This is a genomic window from Paenibacillus tundrae, from assembly GCF_036884255.1.
Lineage (GTDB): Bacteria > Bacillota > Bacilli > Paenibacillales > Paenibacillaceae > Paenibacillus.
This window is the reverse complement of sequence record NZ_CP145605.1, coordinates 6312112-6327460: the sequence shown is the minus strand read 5'-3', so window position 1 is coordinate 6327460 and position 15349 is coordinate 6312112. Positions and strand designations below refer to the sequence as shown.

At 45.6% G+C, this 15349-nt stretch carries 15 protein-coding genes; 10 read left to right on the top strand and 5 right to left on the bottom strand.

What is annotated here, in order from left to right:
* The first annotated feature begins 28 nt into the window (after positions 1-28).
* Complete coding sequence (locus tag V6W81_RS28260) at positions 29-1084, top strand: ABC transporter substrate-binding protein (protein ID WP_338541081.1); 1056 nt, start codon at positions 29-31, stop codon at positions 1082-1084.
* 52 nt (positions 1085-1136) lie between these two features.
* Complete coding sequence (locus V6W81_RS28255) at positions 1137-2003, top strand: alpha/beta hydrolase (RefSeq protein WP_338541080.1); 867 nt, start codon at positions 1137-1139, stop codon at positions 2001-2003.
* 39 nt (positions 2004-2042) lie between these two features.
* On the opposite strand, the gene V6W81_RS28250 is transcribed toward V6W81_RS28255, so the two are convergent.
* The 3 genes from V6W81_RS28250 to V6W81_RS28240 all read right to left on the bottom strand — a co-directional run bounded on the left by V6W81_RS28250 (position 2043) and on the right by V6W81_RS28240 (position 5088).
* Positions 2043-2729, bottom strand: coding sequence for a 4'-phosphopantetheinyl transferase family protein (locus V6W81_RS28250; RefSeq protein WP_338541079.1), 687 nt, complete (start codon positions 2727-2729; stop codon positions 2043-2045).
* Between the two features lie 174 nt (positions 2730-2903).
* Entirely contained in the window at positions 2904-3773 is an 870-nt protein-coding gene (locus V6W81_RS28245) for an arylamine N-acetyltransferase family protein (protein WP_338541078.1), read from the bottom strand.
* Positions 3774-3912: 139 nt separating this feature from the next.
* A complete protein-coding gene (locus tag V6W81_RS28240; protein WP_338541077.1) occupies positions 3913-5088 on the bottom strand; it encodes a DUF6688 domain-containing protein in 1176 nt (391 codons plus the stop codon).
* 276 nt (positions 5089-5364) lie between these two features.
* On the opposite strand from V6W81_RS28240, the gene greA reads away from it, so the two are divergent.
* From greA to rlmN, 3 genes are all read left to right on the top strand, one after another.
* Positions 5365-5841, top strand: a complete 477-nt coding sequence (gene greA / locus V6W81_RS28235; RefSeq protein ID WP_145044864.1) for a transcription elongation factor GreA — start codon at positions 5365-5367, stop codon at positions 5839-5841.
* Between the two features lie 260 nt (positions 5842-6101).
* On the top strand, positions 6102-7457 hold the full coding sequence (locus V6W81_RS28230; RefSeq protein WP_145044861.1) for a sodium-dependent transporter: 1356 nt from the start codon (positions 6102-6104) through the stop codon (positions 7455-7457).
* A 182-nt stretch (positions 7458-7639) separates the two neighbouring features.
* On the top strand, positions 7640-8734 hold the full coding sequence (gene rlmN / locus V6W81_RS28225; protein ID WP_338541076.1) for a 23S rRNA (adenine(2503)-C(2))-methyltransferase RlmN: 1095 nt from the start codon (positions 7640-7642) through the stop codon (positions 8732-8734).
* Between the two features lie 126 nt (positions 8735-8860).
* Here the strand turns inward: rlmN and V6W81_RS28220 are convergent, their stop codons facing one another.
* Entirely contained in the window at positions 8861-9301 is a 441-nt protein-coding gene (locus tag V6W81_RS28220) for a GNAT family N-acetyltransferase (protein ID WP_310137437.1), read from the bottom strand.
* A gap of 106 nt (positions 9302-9407) precedes the next feature.
* On the opposite strand from V6W81_RS28220, the gene V6W81_RS28215 reads away from it, so the two are divergent.
* The 5 genes from V6W81_RS28215 (at position 9408) to V6W81_RS28195 (ending at position 14358) form a co-directional block, all read left to right on the top strand.
* Positions 9408-9875 carry a MarR family winged helix-turn-helix transcriptional regulator gene (locus V6W81_RS28215; RefSeq protein WP_145044856.1) on the top strand — a complete coding sequence of 156 codons (468 nt, stop codon included), beginning with the start codon at positions 9408-9410 and terminating at the stop codon, positions 9873-9875.
* A gap of 47 nt (positions 9876-9922) precedes the next feature.
* Positions 9923-11032, top strand: a complete 1110-nt coding sequence (locus tag V6W81_RS28210; protein WP_338541075.1) for a glycosyl hydrolase — start codon at positions 9923-9925, stop codon at positions 11030-11032.
* Between the two features lie 125 nt (positions 11033-11157).
* Positions 11158-12033 (top strand): diguanylate cyclase domain-containing protein, encoded by an 876-nt coding sequence (locus tag V6W81_RS28205; protein ID WP_338544078.1) that lies wholly within the window; start codon positions 11158-11160, stop codon positions 12031-12033.
* A 160-nt stretch (positions 12034-12193) separates the two neighbouring features.
* A complete protein-coding gene (locus V6W81_RS28200) occupies positions 12194-13489 on the top strand; it encodes a glycosyltransferase family 2 protein (RefSeq protein WP_338541074.1) in 1296 nt (431 codons plus the stop codon).
* Positions 13490-13629: 140 nt separating this feature from the next.
* Positions 13630-14358, top strand: coding sequence for a class I SAM-dependent DNA methyltransferase (locus V6W81_RS28195; protein WP_338544077.1), 729 nt, complete (start codon positions 13630-13632; stop codon positions 14356-14358).
* A 160-nt stretch (positions 14359-14518) separates the two neighbouring features.
* On the opposite strand, the gene V6W81_RS28190 is transcribed toward V6W81_RS28195, so the two are convergent.
* Positions 14519-15304, bottom strand: a complete 786-nt coding sequence (locus V6W81_RS28190) for an ABC transporter ATP-binding protein (RefSeq protein ID WP_338541073.1) — start codon at positions 15302-15304, stop codon at positions 14519-14521.
* Positions 15305-15349 lie beyond the last annotated feature (45 nt).

Below are 15349 nucleotides of genomic sequence, written 5' to 3'. Positions count from 1 at the left end.
TGAGAATGTCTATCAAGGGGGATATATCATGTTTCCACAGAGTCCATCCAAGGGACAGCAATTTGTTGCTCGCAAATTACGTCATGTACGGGTGTCTATCTTCGTTTTACTACTGCTCATCACAGGTCTATTATCTGCCTGTAGTTCCAATTCAAGTACAGGACAAGCCGGGGAATCGCAGCAAGAGCAACCGACAACGGAAGCAGCAGCGCCAGCATCTTCTAACACAGATGTGGAGGAAGATCAGGCTCAGGAGACAGTGGGTGAACGCACAGTAAAGGATGAGTTAGGTCATGATGTCATTGTCCCGACTAATGCAGAGCGAGTCTTCGCACCCTATCTGGAAGATTCCCTGCTCACGCTGGGAGTTAAACCTGTTGCCCAATGGGCGAGCGGCACGCAGGGGCATGTGTATTTGCAGGATCAGTTAAGCGATGTTCCAACGCTCGACTTCTCCAGCGGGTTGCCTGCGCCTGAGGCATTAATGGCGTTCAACCCGGATTTTATTATTTTGCATACAGCGAATTATGCTGAGAATGGTGTGTACGAGAGCTACTCCAAGATCGCACCAACCTATGTATTTAGCAACGCTTCGGGTGATGTAGAGAAGTCCTTGGAGGTCATCGGCGATCTGCTGGGTAAATCCGCTGAGGCCAAACAGGCGATTGAAGACTATCATGCAGAAGTTGAATCAGCCAAGGCGAAACTGGCTCAAGTGACCGAGGGCAAAAAGGCAGCAATCATCCGGTTTGCCCCGCGTGGCATCACCTTGATGGGAGGTAACTATTTCAGCGGTTATGTCGTGTACGAGCAGCTTGGCTTAGGGAAGCCAGCATTGGTGGAGACGGAGAATAGCGCGATGGTATCGACCGAGATATTGCCTGAGATCGATGCAGATTTTATTTTCACGGTAGAACAAGGCCCTGGTAGCATGAAAGAAATGACGGAGACCGCAGTATGGAAAGGCATCCCTGCCGTAAAAGCAGGAAATGTGTACGCCGTTGAACCAGCCTCTTGGCTAGGTGGTGGATTGATCGCATATCGACGTGTAATTAATGATACGTTAAAGGCATTGACGGAATAATAGAGAGTTGAAGTGGCTCCCATAGAGGTGCTAGTAAGGAGGATTAACGATCATGACATTTCAATCCAAGCAACCCCCATTAGATGCACCTGAACAAGAAAATGCACGAAGTGTGGTGAAGATTCCACGCGCCGAACAATGGATTATGAATCCCAGCACTGGAGGTCATGCGTATCAGATTATGGTATATGAGCCAGCGGAGGCAGCCCCTGCGTCAGGGTATCCAGTCATCTATGTGCTGGATGCAAATGCTGTATTCGGTACAATGGTAGAAGCCGTTCGTCTACAAGGACGTAGACCAGAGAAGACAGGAGTCATCCCGGCTATTGTGGTAGGGATCGGTTATCCAACAGAGGCGACTTTCTCGCCTCATCGTTATGCGGATTATACCCCGGAGGCGACAACGGAGTATACACATCAACCAGATGGTACACCTCTGCCGCCGCAGGGAGGAGCGGATCGTTTTTTACAGTTTATTGAAGATGAATTGAAACCGAGAATTGAAGCACAATATCGAATTAATCGGAGCAGACAAGCGATCTTTGGCCATTCTCTGGGCGGGTTGTTCGTTCTACATACACTGCTGACGAAGCCAGAAGCTTTTCGTTATTATATCGCTGGCAGTCCGTCGCTGCATTGGAATCAGAAGCTGATGCAGACGGAGGAAGAGGCATTTATTGCCCGTTTGGATTCAGATCCGATTCAGACCGAGGTATGGATTGGCATAGGAGAGCAGGAAAAGATCCATCCTGCTGGTAATAACGGGAGAGCCTTAAGGCTTACGGAGCGTCTATCTAGTCTGAATCATCCAGGTTTGACGATTCAATTTACGGAGTTTGAAGGAGAGAATCACGTATCGGTGTTGCCTTATCTGATCAGCCGCTCGCTTCGTATGGCATGTCACCCGGAGACCATCTGAGGTATAAAATAAAGCACAAAAATAAGGGGCGATTGCCCCTTATTTGCGTATCGCTTGAAGTACATCCTGGACAGTGACCACATCGTACTCTGTGGGCAATGCTGTTCCTACAGAACAGGCTGCCAGCATATGTCCATCATCCAGTCGCTCGCTGTGAAAATGATAGGCTTCATCCTGCTCACAATGCCAATCTCCCTGATCATTAGGAAGAATGGCGAAGGAGTCCAGCGGTATGGAGAGCCCTTTGCCTACGGCCTTAATGTAGCTCTCCTTGAGCGTCCATAGTCGATAGAAGGTTTCAACCTGCATATCGGCCGGTTGGCTGATCAGGTAACGATGCTCCTGCGGAGCGAAGAAACGGTCTGCAATCTGAAGGTCAATCGGGTTCGTTTGCTCCACATCGACACCCACAAGACCATGTCCGCCCGAGATCATAACAATCCAACCTCCAGAATGGGAGAGGTTGAAGGAGTGATCTGCATGTTCGTTCAGGAAAGGCTTTCCGTATGCATTTCGGCTAAACAATATATCCTTCGCCTGTTCACCAATCTGACCTGCTAACGTAACCCGAGCCAATGCTTCACCCAGTACAGAACGATAAGCATCCGCCTGATGTACATAACGGGCTGCACCCGCACGTCGCTCAGCGGAAACCATAGACAGTAACAGTTCCCATTCGTCTTCCAGCAATATTGAAGGTACTTGCATAACTTGTAATTTCAACATTATTTATCACCTGTCGATAGATTCGACATGTAGCAGCACCAATCCTGTTTAGCACATGGAGCGACTCGATAGTACAGCAGCATACATTCAGCAGTCATAGCTCTAACAAAACGACAGCTTACGTGCAATATCTCTTACAGCTCGCTTGCTTAAACACCGTATGCCATAGTATTCTCAGCTCTTTTGTGTTCTCTTCCAGTCCTCGTGTGCGGTCTGCACCTGCTTCCACATCTCTTCGCGTTCCATCTTACTGTACCGTACCAATGGTTCATGAAATACGTCAGTGAGTGTGCTAATCCACTCGTTGAAGGTTCTAATCTCCATCTTACGAATACCCTCAGCATCATGGATTCGTAGCATACATCCACGTAGTTCATGACTACGCTGAGCATCTCTTTGACGAAGAAGAAATGTGTTATGCCAAGGTGACTGGATCGACTGGCTGTAGAACTCATGCTTAGGAATGAATTCATCTAATTGGCTGACCGGATCAGGAGCATAGTCCACACCTAGGCTCGGGCCGTTCGGTTCATACTCCAGTCTCCAGCCTTCAGCAGCAACAGATGATGGAAGTAGATTATACGTGAAAGGTGCCTGTCCATAGGTGCCATAACGTAACGGAAGCGGCTGAAATGGCATACCACCAAGCCCAACATCTACAATCCATTGTTCATCTGGATTATCTGATCCTGGTAGCAGTACAGATAGTCCTAAATGAAACGAGTTAACACGTGGTTGCTCCCCATGGGGTTGAACACCTGCACGATGCCATCGCACAGTATATCCAAGTGAGTGCAGCAGCACACTAAACGCGCCATTCAAGTGAAAACAGTATCCGCTACGCCCGTTCAACATGAGCTCTACAGATTCTCGAAGGTGAATTCCGGCGGGGCGACCTGCAAAAATATCAACGGTCTGCCAGGCCAGGTAAGCTACATGCGCCGCTTGTAGTTCGGATAGAAATTCAAGTGTTGGCGGCTTTATCTCATCAATACCTATCCGTTTAAGGTAGGCTTTAATTTCAGTTGGATTTAACGTGTACATTGGCGTAACCTCCAATCATATGTGGAACCATCACATGTTTAATTCATGATAGCTCCTTCATCTATTGTAGGTATGGCACAGGTTACTGAACACCGCCGTTTCTCTCTACTGTACCGGTACAATTTTGTGTAAGCAGAGTCTAAAATTTCGTAAACTTGCCTCTCATTTCACTGTATTGAATATGAATTCGGTTCTCTGGATGTTTGTCTGTTGTATATAGAACCAGTAAGAAGATCCATTCCAGTGGTTTCATGAGTAGATAGACAAGATCCGCTGTCCAGCGGGAACGAATATGTTTACTCACCGGATAGCCATAACGATCATATAACCCACGAACGAGGCGATGGAATCGAGGCGTGTACTGTTCGAGTATGTGTTCAAAAGCATTTGCAATCATCAGTTGTCGATTCACTTTAATAACGTGGCCGTGTCGTATGCCAGCTCGCACAGGTTTAACCCATTTGGCATGTCCACCAGCCGCAACGGTGCACAGATAGTGTCCATCTCCCGGAATGATATCGGCTGGTGGGATAGGGAGACGGGAGTAATTGTAGCTGCTCGTATCTAAGAAGGTACGAATGGCACTGTCAGGTCGCTGACCAAATAAGACAAGAATGAGCTGAATCACCAGTTGTAGTGGGAACATGAGAATCAGCCAGACGAGTGGTGCAGTGCGAAAGCGACTGATATGACGATACAGGAATTGTTGCCATCCAGGCAGATGCTCCATATCTGTTAGCAAACCTTGCCCCTCAACATGAGCTTGTACAAAACCATCCCACGAGCGTTTCAAGCGACCAACATATAGACAGATGAGCGATAGATAGCTGCTCTGTAGTGTAAGTATAGAAAACGTTATAAGAAGTCCCGTTTCGTTAAACCACGCTAGACCTGTGTGTGTGATATAGATGATTCCCCAGACGATGCTGAGAACAAGAGCACTGTTACACAGTGTATAGAGGATTGGCGAAAGTTTATCAGAACGTGTGAACAGCAGGATATAAGCCAACAAACCAACCACGTGAGTTGTAATGAACACAGGAAGACTCTGATGGTTAATTGATGCGTAGTTGGAAGCTAAATTGCCTGTTCCTTCATATACAGACAGAGGTTCTCCCCCTTGCACACCTAGAGCATCAAAGCTCATTCCTATAACGAAACCGATGACAGTAAAGACGATTGTAAATACTTCAAATACGGTAAGCAGTGTCCGCCCGCTACCGGATGCTTTTTTGAGAAAACTATTTAGCATAATCCATCCTGATACAGCAGGAACAATTAGGAATAGTGCTAGGAATTGAAGTGTAGCAATCAAGAGACGTCCTCCTTCGATTTCAGTATTCCTATTGTAGGTTAGCGAGACTTTGTTGGCAATATTAACCATTATAATATTTAGGCCTAACACCTCATATTAGGGGAGGCGAAACCCTGCTTGACCTGGAGAACGAATAGCATAACCGGGCTTTCCTCGGAATGCATACACTTCTTCCCATGTATGGGAGAGTGGATTCTCTTTTTCTTGGGTATGTTAACCGTTTAGAGTGGATATAGGTTAGAATAGAGATAGAAAGCAGGATTAGGAGATGTTAATATGGCTAATGATGAAGTGATTTTGACGCAGGAAGGCTTGGAAAAGCTGGAGGACGAGCTACGGGAATTAAAGACAGTTAAGCGTAAAGAGTTGGCCGAGCGTCTGAAACTCGCGATTAGTTACGGTGACCTGAAGGAAAATAGTGAGTATCATTCAGCCAAAGATGATCAGGCATTTATGGAAACCCGCGTTTTGATTCTGGAGAAGATGTTGAAGAATGCACGAGTGATTAGCGCGGACAATATGGACTCGAATAAAGTGGGCGTAGGCTCAATCGTGTTGCTGAATGACATCGAATTCGCAGAAAAGATTGAATATAAACTCGTCGGACCTGCCGAAGCTGACGTTACAGATAACAAAATTTCGTACGAAAGCCCGCTTGGTAAAGAACTGATGGGTAAAGAAGTGGGTAGTGTCATTCATGTGAATGCCCCGATGGGCGTGATCAAGTATGAATTGCTCGAAATTCGCATCTAACCGTTAATGCACAGAGTTGATAAAGAGAGGATCCGAAGCTAATTATAGCCGAAGAACCTCTCTTTTTTTGGTATATGTGAAACATACAGGAGTGAAATTCGAGCTTTATCACATACTATAAATAAACAAGCTTGATTGTAATTCCCTTTAAAGCGTTAGTGTAAAAAAATAACATTCTGATTAATTTCATTTTTTCAATGACCTGACACGATGAGTAGTATATAATTACGGGAAATAATAGAACAGATGGAGTAGATAAGATGAATTTTAGTAAGTCACATCTAGAACAGAACAACTCGGGCAAGGGTGAACGCTTCTCCCGTGCAGGATTCATTTTGGCTGCCATCGGTAGTTCAGTTGGACTTGGTAACATGTGGAAGTTCCCGTACATTACGGGGGAGAATGGGGGCGCAGCGTTTTTCCTGCTCTTCATCGTCTGTCTGTTGCTCATAGGTCTGCCTGTATTGCTGGCAGAACTTGCGATTGGTCGAAGTGGGCGCGGAAGTGCAGCTACAGCGTTTATCAAAGCTGGCGGACATAAAGGGTGGCTAGCAGCAGGACTACTGCAAGTGTTGACACCGTTTATTATCCTTTCTTTTTACGTGATCATTGCAGGTTGGACACTCCAGTATGCGATCACATCTTTCAGTGGTAGTCTGTTTAGTAACGCGGATTTTGGTGGGCAATTTGATTCCTTTATCGGTGGGTATATGCCGATTGTATGGCAGTTCGTTTCCGTGCTGATCACAGGCTGGATTGTAGCTAAAGGGGTCTCTAACGGAATTGAGAAGTTTAATAAAGTGCTCATACCAGCGATGTTGGTATTGCTTATTATACTGATGATTCGGGCCATCACATTGCCAGGAGCAGGTGCAGGGGTTTCCTTCTTCCTGAATCCAGACTTCTCTCAATTAACGACCGAATCGGCATTGGTTGCACTCGGACATGCCTTCTTCTCGCTATCTCTCGGGATGGGTATTCTCGTGACCTATGGTTCGTATGTTGATAAAAATCAATCTCTTGGTGCTGCGACAGTAGCCGTTGGTGCGGGTGACCTGATCTATGCCTTTATCGCCGGTTTAATTATTTTCCCAACGACATTCTCGTTCGGTATCGCACCGGATCAAGGGCCTAAACTGATCTTCGTTGCGCTGCCTGCTGCATTCTCGGCAATGCCGCTCGGCTTCCTGTTTGGCGGATTGTTCTTCATCCTGTTGGCTATTGCAGCATTAACATCAGCCGTATCCTTGCTGGAAGTGCCAGTTAAGTATTTCATGGAAAGATTGTCTTGGAGCCGCAGCCGTGCGGTATGGGTTATTTCACTTGCGGTCTTCATTGTGGGTCTTCCTTCGGCTCTGTCGATGGGACTTGTGCCTGAGTTTAACATTAACGGTACAAACCTGTTTGATTGGATGGACTTCGTGGCGTCCAACATCATGCTTCCGGTCGGTGGATTGCTTGTCACGATATTTGCCGGTTACTTCTGGAAGACAGCGGCAGAAGCTTCCGGTCTGAAATCAGGCTGGTTCAAAATTTGGCTGTTCATGTTGCGCTATGTGGCACCAATCCTGGTACTTCTGGTGTTGTTACACACATCCGGTATTATTCACTTCTAAAGTGTACAGGATAGGGAATGAGCTTCAGGATCACTACACAGATTTACCAAGCATAAAACCTCTTGGAAGAATTGCAAAAGCCCTTGTGTTCCAACGACAATTTTGGGACAATACGGAGTAGAGGTTTTTTTGGATTAGAAACCGATGAGCCATATGCTTTTTTTCGAAAAGAGGACTGCGTAATGAACCAATCATCCATTTATGGATTAACATTAGAGCAATTACGTTCCTGGTTGCCGGAACACGGACAGAAGAAATCCCGTGCCTCCCGCATCTGGGAATGGTTATATCAAGAACGTGTACATCAGTTTACAGACATGACCGATGTGCGCCAGGAATGTCTGGACGTGATCTCCGAACACTTCACGATGAACTCCCTGAGTGAACATGTGAAGCAAGAGTCGGCAGACGGTACAGTGAAATTTTTGCTTCGTTTGCAGGATGGGAACCTGATTGAAACGGTACTCATGCGTCAAAAGTACGGTCTCACTGTATGTGTGACCACCCAGGTGGGCTGTAATATCGGCTGTAGCTTCTGTGCGAGCGGATTGATTAAGAAAAGCCGTGACCTGTCTGGTGGCGAAATTGTAGAACAGATTATGCATGTACAGCGTCATCTAGATGCAGCAGGTCAAGGTGAGCGAGTTACCAACGTTGTTGTGATGGGGATTGGTGAGCCATTCGATAACTTCCAGAACATGACGGATTTCATCGAAGTGATCAAGGAGCGCAAAGGACTTGCCATTGCTGCGAAGCGGATCACCGTGTCCACCAGTGGTTTGCCAGACAAGATCAAAGAGTTTGCAGACAGCAGTCTTCAAGTCAATCTGGCTATCTCCCTACATGCACCGAATAATGATCTGCGTACACACATCATGAAGATCAACCGGGCGTTCCCGATTGAGCAGTTGATGGATGCTGTTGATTACTACCTGGCAACAACGAACAAACGCATCATGTTCGAGTACATCTTGCTACGTGATGTGAACGACCAACGCGAGCATGCTGCCGAGCTGGCTGAACTGTTGTCCAGTCGGAAGAGTATGGTCAGTGTTAACCTGATCCCATACAATCCGGTGGATGAGCATAGCCAGTATCAACGGAGTACAGAAGAATCCATTCTGGGTTTCTATGATACACTCAAAAAGAACAACATCAATGCTACGGTTCGTATGGAGCATGGTACAGATATCGATGCAGCCTGCGGACAATTGCGTAGTAAACAGATGAAAAATAACGCGCCTGATCCGCAATCGGGTCGCCTTGCTCTTGGCTAGGTATGTTCTGGATATTTCATCCTACTGGATGGATCCTGAACGTTGCCCGGTTTTTGCCTATAACGAAGAACGCCTATGGTCTGCTCAACCTGTGAGCGACATAGGCGTTCTTTGATTTTATTTTATTTATTTAAGTGGTTTGACCATCAATAGATGCGGAATGCCATCTTCCAAAAATACATCCGATGCCGGTGCGTACCCAAGACGTTCATAGAACCCGGAGGCTTGCACCTGTGCATGTAGTTTGGCTTTTGTCAGTCCTTGATCTAGCGCCATCTGCTCCAGCTTGTCGATCAATACACGGCCTAGACCATGTTTACGGTATTCCAGCATGACGCAGATTCGCTCTAGCTTGGCAACGTCATCAACGATCCGCAATCTGGAAGAAGCGGCAGGCACTCCATCTACATAGAGAAGAATGTGACGAGCTTCTGTACCTAATGCGTCATAAGCATCGAATTCATCTTCTGCTGGAACCCCTTGCTCCTCCACAAAAATAGCCATGCGAATGGCGAAACAGGCTTCAAGTAATTCTTGATTGTTAACCTCAACAACAGTGGTATTCATCTATTTGTCTCCTTTGGTCGATTATAATGGTAGTATTATTTAAAATTAGTTATATCACTTTTTTTGTTGCGAATGCAACATAAATATAGATGAGGATGTGAGTACGTTGAAGGACGTATTGCGTGAAATTGGCATGATTGCACGTTGTCTGGATTCCATTAGTAATGTCGAATTCCAACATTTGAACTTATCACGGGGGCAGTATCTCTACCTTTATCGCATATGTGAGAACCCGGGAATTATCCCGAACCAGCTCGCTGAACTAATTAAGGTTGACCGGACTACGGCAGCTCGTGCAATCAGCAAGCTAGAATCCGACGGATTCATTACTAAACGCTCAGCAGTGGATAACAAGAAAAATAAAGAGTTATATCCAACAGAGGCCGGTCTTGAGGCGTGGGAGTTTATTCGTAGAGAAGGGGCTCACTCTGATCAAGTTACACTGGCTGGATTAACGGAAGAAGAGATCGAGACGGCCGTCTCTTTGTTACGCCGGATGCGTCACAACATTGAAGTGGATTGGCGGTTCGTGAAGAAGGGTGGGCGTAGACCGTATATGGATCAGGAGGAATGATCAGCTCTTCGATCGATCACTCTCGAGGAAGAATACAGGAGGACAACATGAGGAACATAAGCCGGAAAGGACTGCTATGGCTGCTTATTGTCGTTGCTAGTATGACGGCAGGTTCAATGATCTATATGAAGGGGAAATGGGTAGAGGATGAACCCTCTCCAACAGCTGCATTTGTCCAGCATCATATGACCAATCCGAACGGTACGCTGGCTTCTTACCTGAAGGATGCTACGTCGGAGTCGCCTGATGTTGTAGCAGGGCGGGAAGCGTTGTCCGAGTCCTTGGGCTTATGGATGCAGTATGCTGTCGCCCAGAACGATGAGGAATTATTCAAGCAAAGCTATGATCTGCTAACGACCTATTTTCTAATGCCGCAGAAATATATTGCCTGGAAGCTTGATGCTGAAGGGGAATCTTTGGTCACCACCAATGCGCTAGGGGATGATCTGCGAATCATAGGTGCGTTGCTCTCGGCTGCTGAACTGTGGGAACAGGACAAGGCCGGCGTACTTAAGACAGCTACAGAACTCACCCAAACATTGAATCTATCGGCGCAGATGGAAGGCTACTATGTAGACTTTCATGATTTCTCCAATGGAATTTCATCAGATACATTAAGTTTGGTTTACGTGGATCTACCCGCGTTGAATGCGATGGAGCGGTATGAATTGATTGAGCCAGGGACGTACGAGAAGTACGAGTACATGCTAAAAAGCATGCCGGATGATGGTTTGTTCTATCCTAAATCGTTTAATGTGAACTCCAAAACATATATCTATGATGACAAGGTAAACCTGATTGATCAATTAATTGTGGCTAATCATCTGACAACAACCAGTCACAAGCCGGATAAGCTCATTTCTTTTCTAAAGGAAGAGTTTGCGACCCGGAAGCAGCTTGCTGGACAATATAGACGAAGTGACCGTACACCCGTCGTTGCCTATGAATCTCCATCTGTATATGGACTTGCGATTCTACTTGCGATCAAGTCAGGTGATCCAAAATGGGCTAAACAACTGTATAACCATATGATCACATTCCAGAGCCAGGATCCCAATTATCCCGGTGGGTACGTATTTAACGGGGATACACATGCATTTGATAACCTTTTTCCATTAATTGCTGAGACAGAATTACAAAAATACCTTCGAAAGTAATCATTCTGTCATCTTATGAGATGGTGAATATGGTAGCATATATTTTGCATTATTTTGTCGTAAATTGGTGAAATATTCAGTAGGACATATAAATAACAGAATTTACATGCAGAAAGGAGAGAATGATGAGAAATAAAGCACCTATTCGCCGTATTGGATGGGGATATGCCAGCTTGATTGGACTCGCTGTAATTCAGCAGCTTGTTGTATATCTCAAAATTTATATGAATCAAAGTTATACCACGTTAGATGTCATTTTTAGTGTTGTGTCATTAGCTGCACTAGTTCTCGGTTTTATATTACCTGTTGGCGTATCTGTTGTTGTCGTATTTGTGTATCTGGTTTCTTATTTTGTGTGGTTGGTAACCTATGCCGATGTTAATGTGCTTACATTCTCATGGTGGTTACTCATTCCCGCTAATGTTGCTGTGGCTGCATTCATCAAGGCCAGTCTTGTGCGGAGCGCACGGATTATGGATCGCTTGCAGGAGATGCAGGATCGTAATCCAGAGATTGATCTCGATACCTCGCTTGGAAACAAGGATGCACTGGCGGATACAGTTATCAAGCAGAGTAACCTTGCCAAACGATATTCAGAGCAGTATGGATTCAGTATGGCGATGTTTAAAATTGAATTTCTACCCTTGGTTATGGAATCTCTCGGATCAGTGAGATATGCGCAGTTTCTGTTGGCGTTGTCCAGTACGATCCAGAAGCAGATCCGATTCGAGGATTACAAATTTTTTGTGGATCGTGGGCGTTTTGTCATTCTATGTCCAATGGTGAACGTAGAGTATCTTCCCGTGCTTACCCAGCGGATCAAAACAGCGATGATGGAGCTATCGTTTATTGATAAGAAGGGAAATGAACTACAGACGGTTATTCGCTCAGGAGCACTCATTTTTCAGAAAGAAAATTTCAGTAAGTACGAAGATATTGATGCGGTTATTGCTGCGCTTGAACGGAACACAGAGACAGATCTCATCGGTGAATATATCTAAACTAGCTAGAAGGAGAGAAGCTCCGTGAACTATGTAACCTGGTTCATCCCCATTTGTATCACGATAAGCTGTATTTTTATGGTGTGTACAATAGGCTTAACGATTGCCACGCTTCGATTCCGCTCGAAAGTCTATCGTAAATATGATCGGAGGAAATTAAGTGGCTGATATTCTTTTACTGTTATCAATTTTTAGTATCTGGATAGCTGTATTTGAATCCATCCTCATCATGACAGGTGCCATTCGTTTCATTCATAAACAGGAGAAAATAGGTGTTCATATTCCTACAGATATGGATCATTATCCAACGATAACGGTTATGGTACCTGCTCATAATGAGGGTTTGGTTATTGTGGCTACCGTGGAACACATATTGCAGATGAATTATCCCGAAGAGAAGGTACAGGTTATTGTTATTGCAGATAACTGTACAGATGATACCGCTGCGAAGCTGCATGCCTTCCTAAGCAAAACCCGTTATGTCCATCGTGATGTGACTGTTATGGAGCGCAAAGGAACTGGAGGAAAATCCGGTGCATTAAATGACGGATTGGAGCTCGCAACAGGGGAGTGGATTTGCATTTTCGATGCTGATGCAGCCCCAGAGCGCAATTCATTAATGTTTCTGGCGCAGAAATCATTGGAAAACCCAGAGAAGTATGGCGTCGTATATGGAAGAAACAAAGCTCGGAACAGAGGGCAGAACTTCCTGTCCAAATGTATTAACTTGGAGCTTGTTACGGCACAACGTGTCTATCACACCGGCCTTTGGGAGCTGTTCAAGCTAGGCACAATTCCGGGTACGAACTATATTATTAAAACAGAACTAATCCGTGAGATCGGTGGTTGGGATGTTACCGCCATTACCGAAGACACCGCACTGTCTTTTGACATTCTCGCGCGAGGACAATTGATTGCACTGGCTCCCCAAGCCGAGGCATATCAACAGGAGCCTGAGAAGCTCAGTGTATACATGAAACAACGTGAACGTTGGGCAAAAGGAAACTACCAGGTGGTACTGGATAATTTCCTGAACCTGTTCAACCGCACTAACTGGCGTAGCAAGGTGTTGTTGCTGTACTATGCTATCAGCTATTTTTGGTTTATGATTGCGATTATTGTATCGGATATTATTTTTATCGTTAACCTCGTGTTCCAGATTATTGGCCTATTCAAACCAGAATTCAACGCTCCGTTTCAGTTCTCAGGAGACGTGTATGTGTATCTTGTTATCGCTTGGGCATTAATGTACTACATTTATGTGCTGCAGATTAATCTCGCCCTGGCTTCTGATATTGGACAGAGCAATATACGCAATTTCATATACGCCTGCCTATCCTATTTTACCTATGCACAGTTATTTATCCTCATCTCCATCAAGGCATCTTACTCGTTAACGATGGATAAGATCAGGAAGCGTGAGAGTAAGTGGTATAAGACACAACGTTTTGGATAATCAAATTCATTCTAACGCTATCAGGCTACTTTCTGAACATTTGGAAAGTGGCCTTTTGCTATAGGTGGACGGGTTTACAGACTTCAGGTATACTCAGCAAGCGAAAGATGTTCAAAAAGCACATATAGGAGGCGATGAGGCTGGTGAACAGGGGATCGGATTTCTATGATAATGAGGCTAACTTTGAGAAGTATATGGAGCGACGGCGGTGGCAGGAGAATGCGAACGATACGCTGGAGAAGCCTATCATGCTGGAGTTAATTGGAGATGTCACAGGTAAAAGCGTATTAGATCTAGGCTGCGGGGATGCCAAGTTTGGTGCAGAATTGCTTGGAGCACAGCATCAGGCGGCTAGCTACACCGGGGTTGAGGGCTCAGTCAATATGGTAGATGCAGCCCACGAATCGGTAAAAGGTCTGAATGCTCAGATCAAGCAAGTGTTCCTTGAGGACTGGAATGATGAGGCGCAGACCTATGACGTGGCAATATCCAGATTAGCCATTCACTACATCGAAGATATAGATAGCCTATTTCAAAAGGTATATCACACCTTAAAGGATGGAGGAACGTTCAGTTTTTCGGTCGAACATCCGGTAATCACATCCACCTTACAGCCTTCAGGTACTCGCACGAACTGGATCGTAGATCAATATTTCATCGAAGGGTTTCGAGAGCAACAGTGGTTAGGTGGTTCGGTGAAGAAGATGCACCGTGCACTTGAATCATACTACATAGCATTACAGAAGGCGGGTTTCCGTGTGGAGCATCTACGGGAGTCAGCACCGCAGCGTCAGCATTTTGTGAATGAAGAGACGTATCTGCGGCGCCAGCGGATTCCGCTATTTTTATTCTTATCAGCTCGAAAATAAAACGCTGAAATTATCACAGCTCACTGTGGATAATTCAGCTTAGCACCATCAGCCCAAACATCTATCCACATGTGGATAAGAGGTTTGGGCTGATGAATTAGAGCACTATACACAGAAATGTGTGTACAACATAGCAATAGATGTTGATGAAATAAGCTAATTATTGTTCTGCTGCCCTGACATACACACGATCCCCATGTCGATCAACCTCAACTGGAGCTTCGAAGAATTGACTGAGCACGTCGGCATTCATCAACTCGCTGGTTAACCCCTGGTTTACAACCTCACCTCTACGAAGTAGCAGACTATGGCTAAATGCAGGCAAAATCTCTTCTGTATGATGTGTAACATAAATGAGAGATGGAGCATCAGGACGCAGGGTCAGATTATGAATGCTCTCCAGTAATCGTTCTCTAGAGAATAGATCAAGGCCATTGCAAGGCTCGTCCAGAATCAGGATACGCGGGTTGGCCATCAGCGCTCTCGCAATGAGTAGCTTCTGCTTCTCCCCTTGAGAACATGTGCGATACTCTCGATCCCATAGATGTTGGCAGCCGAGCGTATTCATCAGCTCTTTCGCCTGTTCGAGATCCTCATCCGAACATTGGTCATACAGCCCGATGGTGGCATGTTTCCCGCTTATGACAACATGCTGCGTTCGGTCGCTTCCATGTAATTTCTCCTGTAGGGAAGAGCTGACCCATCCAATCGACTTGCGAAGCTGCCGTAAATCGACATCCCCGTAGGCATGTCCAAGCACAGAGATCTTACCTTCAGACGGCCATTGATAGCCGGTAATCATGTTAAGCAGTGTCGTTTTCCCTGAACCGTTCAGACCGAGAAGCGCCCAGTGCTCACCTTTGCGTACAGACCAACTGACATCATTCAACAAGGTAAGCGCTCCTCTTCGCCAGGACACGTGCTGCACATCAATCATCATATTCATTCCTTCTTTCTGTATCCTCGCTTCATTTATTGTAGTCACAAAAAG

Coding starts and splice junctions, on each gene's coding strand:
- V6W81_RS28255 (WP_338541080.1), top strand. CDS start 1,137: ATGACATTTCAATCCAAGCAACCCCCATTAGATGCACCTGAACAAGAA.
- rlmN (WP_338541076.1), top strand. CDS start 7,640: ATGAACCAATCATCCATTTATGGATTAACATTAGAGCAATTACGTTCC.
- V6W81_RS28190 (WP_338541073.1), bottom strand. CDS start 15,304: ATGAATATGATGATTGATGTGCAGCACGTGTCCTGGCGAAGAGGAGCG.
- V6W81_RS28220 (WP_310137437.1), bottom strand. CDS start 9,301: ATGAATACCACTGTTGTTGAGGTTAACAATCAAGAATTACTTGAAGCC.
- V6W81_RS28230 (WP_145044861.1), top strand. CDS start 6,102: ATGAATTTTAGTAAGTCACATCTAGAACAGAACAACTCGGGCAAGGGT.
- V6W81_RS28260 (WP_338541081.1), top strand. CDS start 29: ATGTTTCCACAGAGTCCATCCAAGGGACAGCAATTTGTTGCTCGCAAA.
- V6W81_RS28250 (WP_338541079.1), bottom strand. CDS start 2,729: ATGTTGAAATTACAAGTTATGCAAGTACCTTCAATATTGCTGGAAGAC.
- V6W81_RS28245 (WP_338541078.1), bottom strand. CDS start 3,773: ATGTACACGTTAAATCCAACTGAAATTAAAGCCTACCTTAAACGGATA.
- V6W81_RS28205 (WP_338544078.1), top strand. CDS start 11,158: ATGAGAAATAAAGCACCTATTCGCCGTATTGGATGGGGATATGCCAGC.
- greA (WP_145044864.1), top strand. CDS start 5,365: ATGGCTAATGATGAAGTGATTTTGACGCAGGAAGGCTTGGAAAAGCTG.
- V6W81_RS28210 (WP_338541075.1), top strand. CDS start 9,923: ATGAGGAACATAAGCCGGAAAGGACTGCTATGGCTGCTTATTGTCGTT.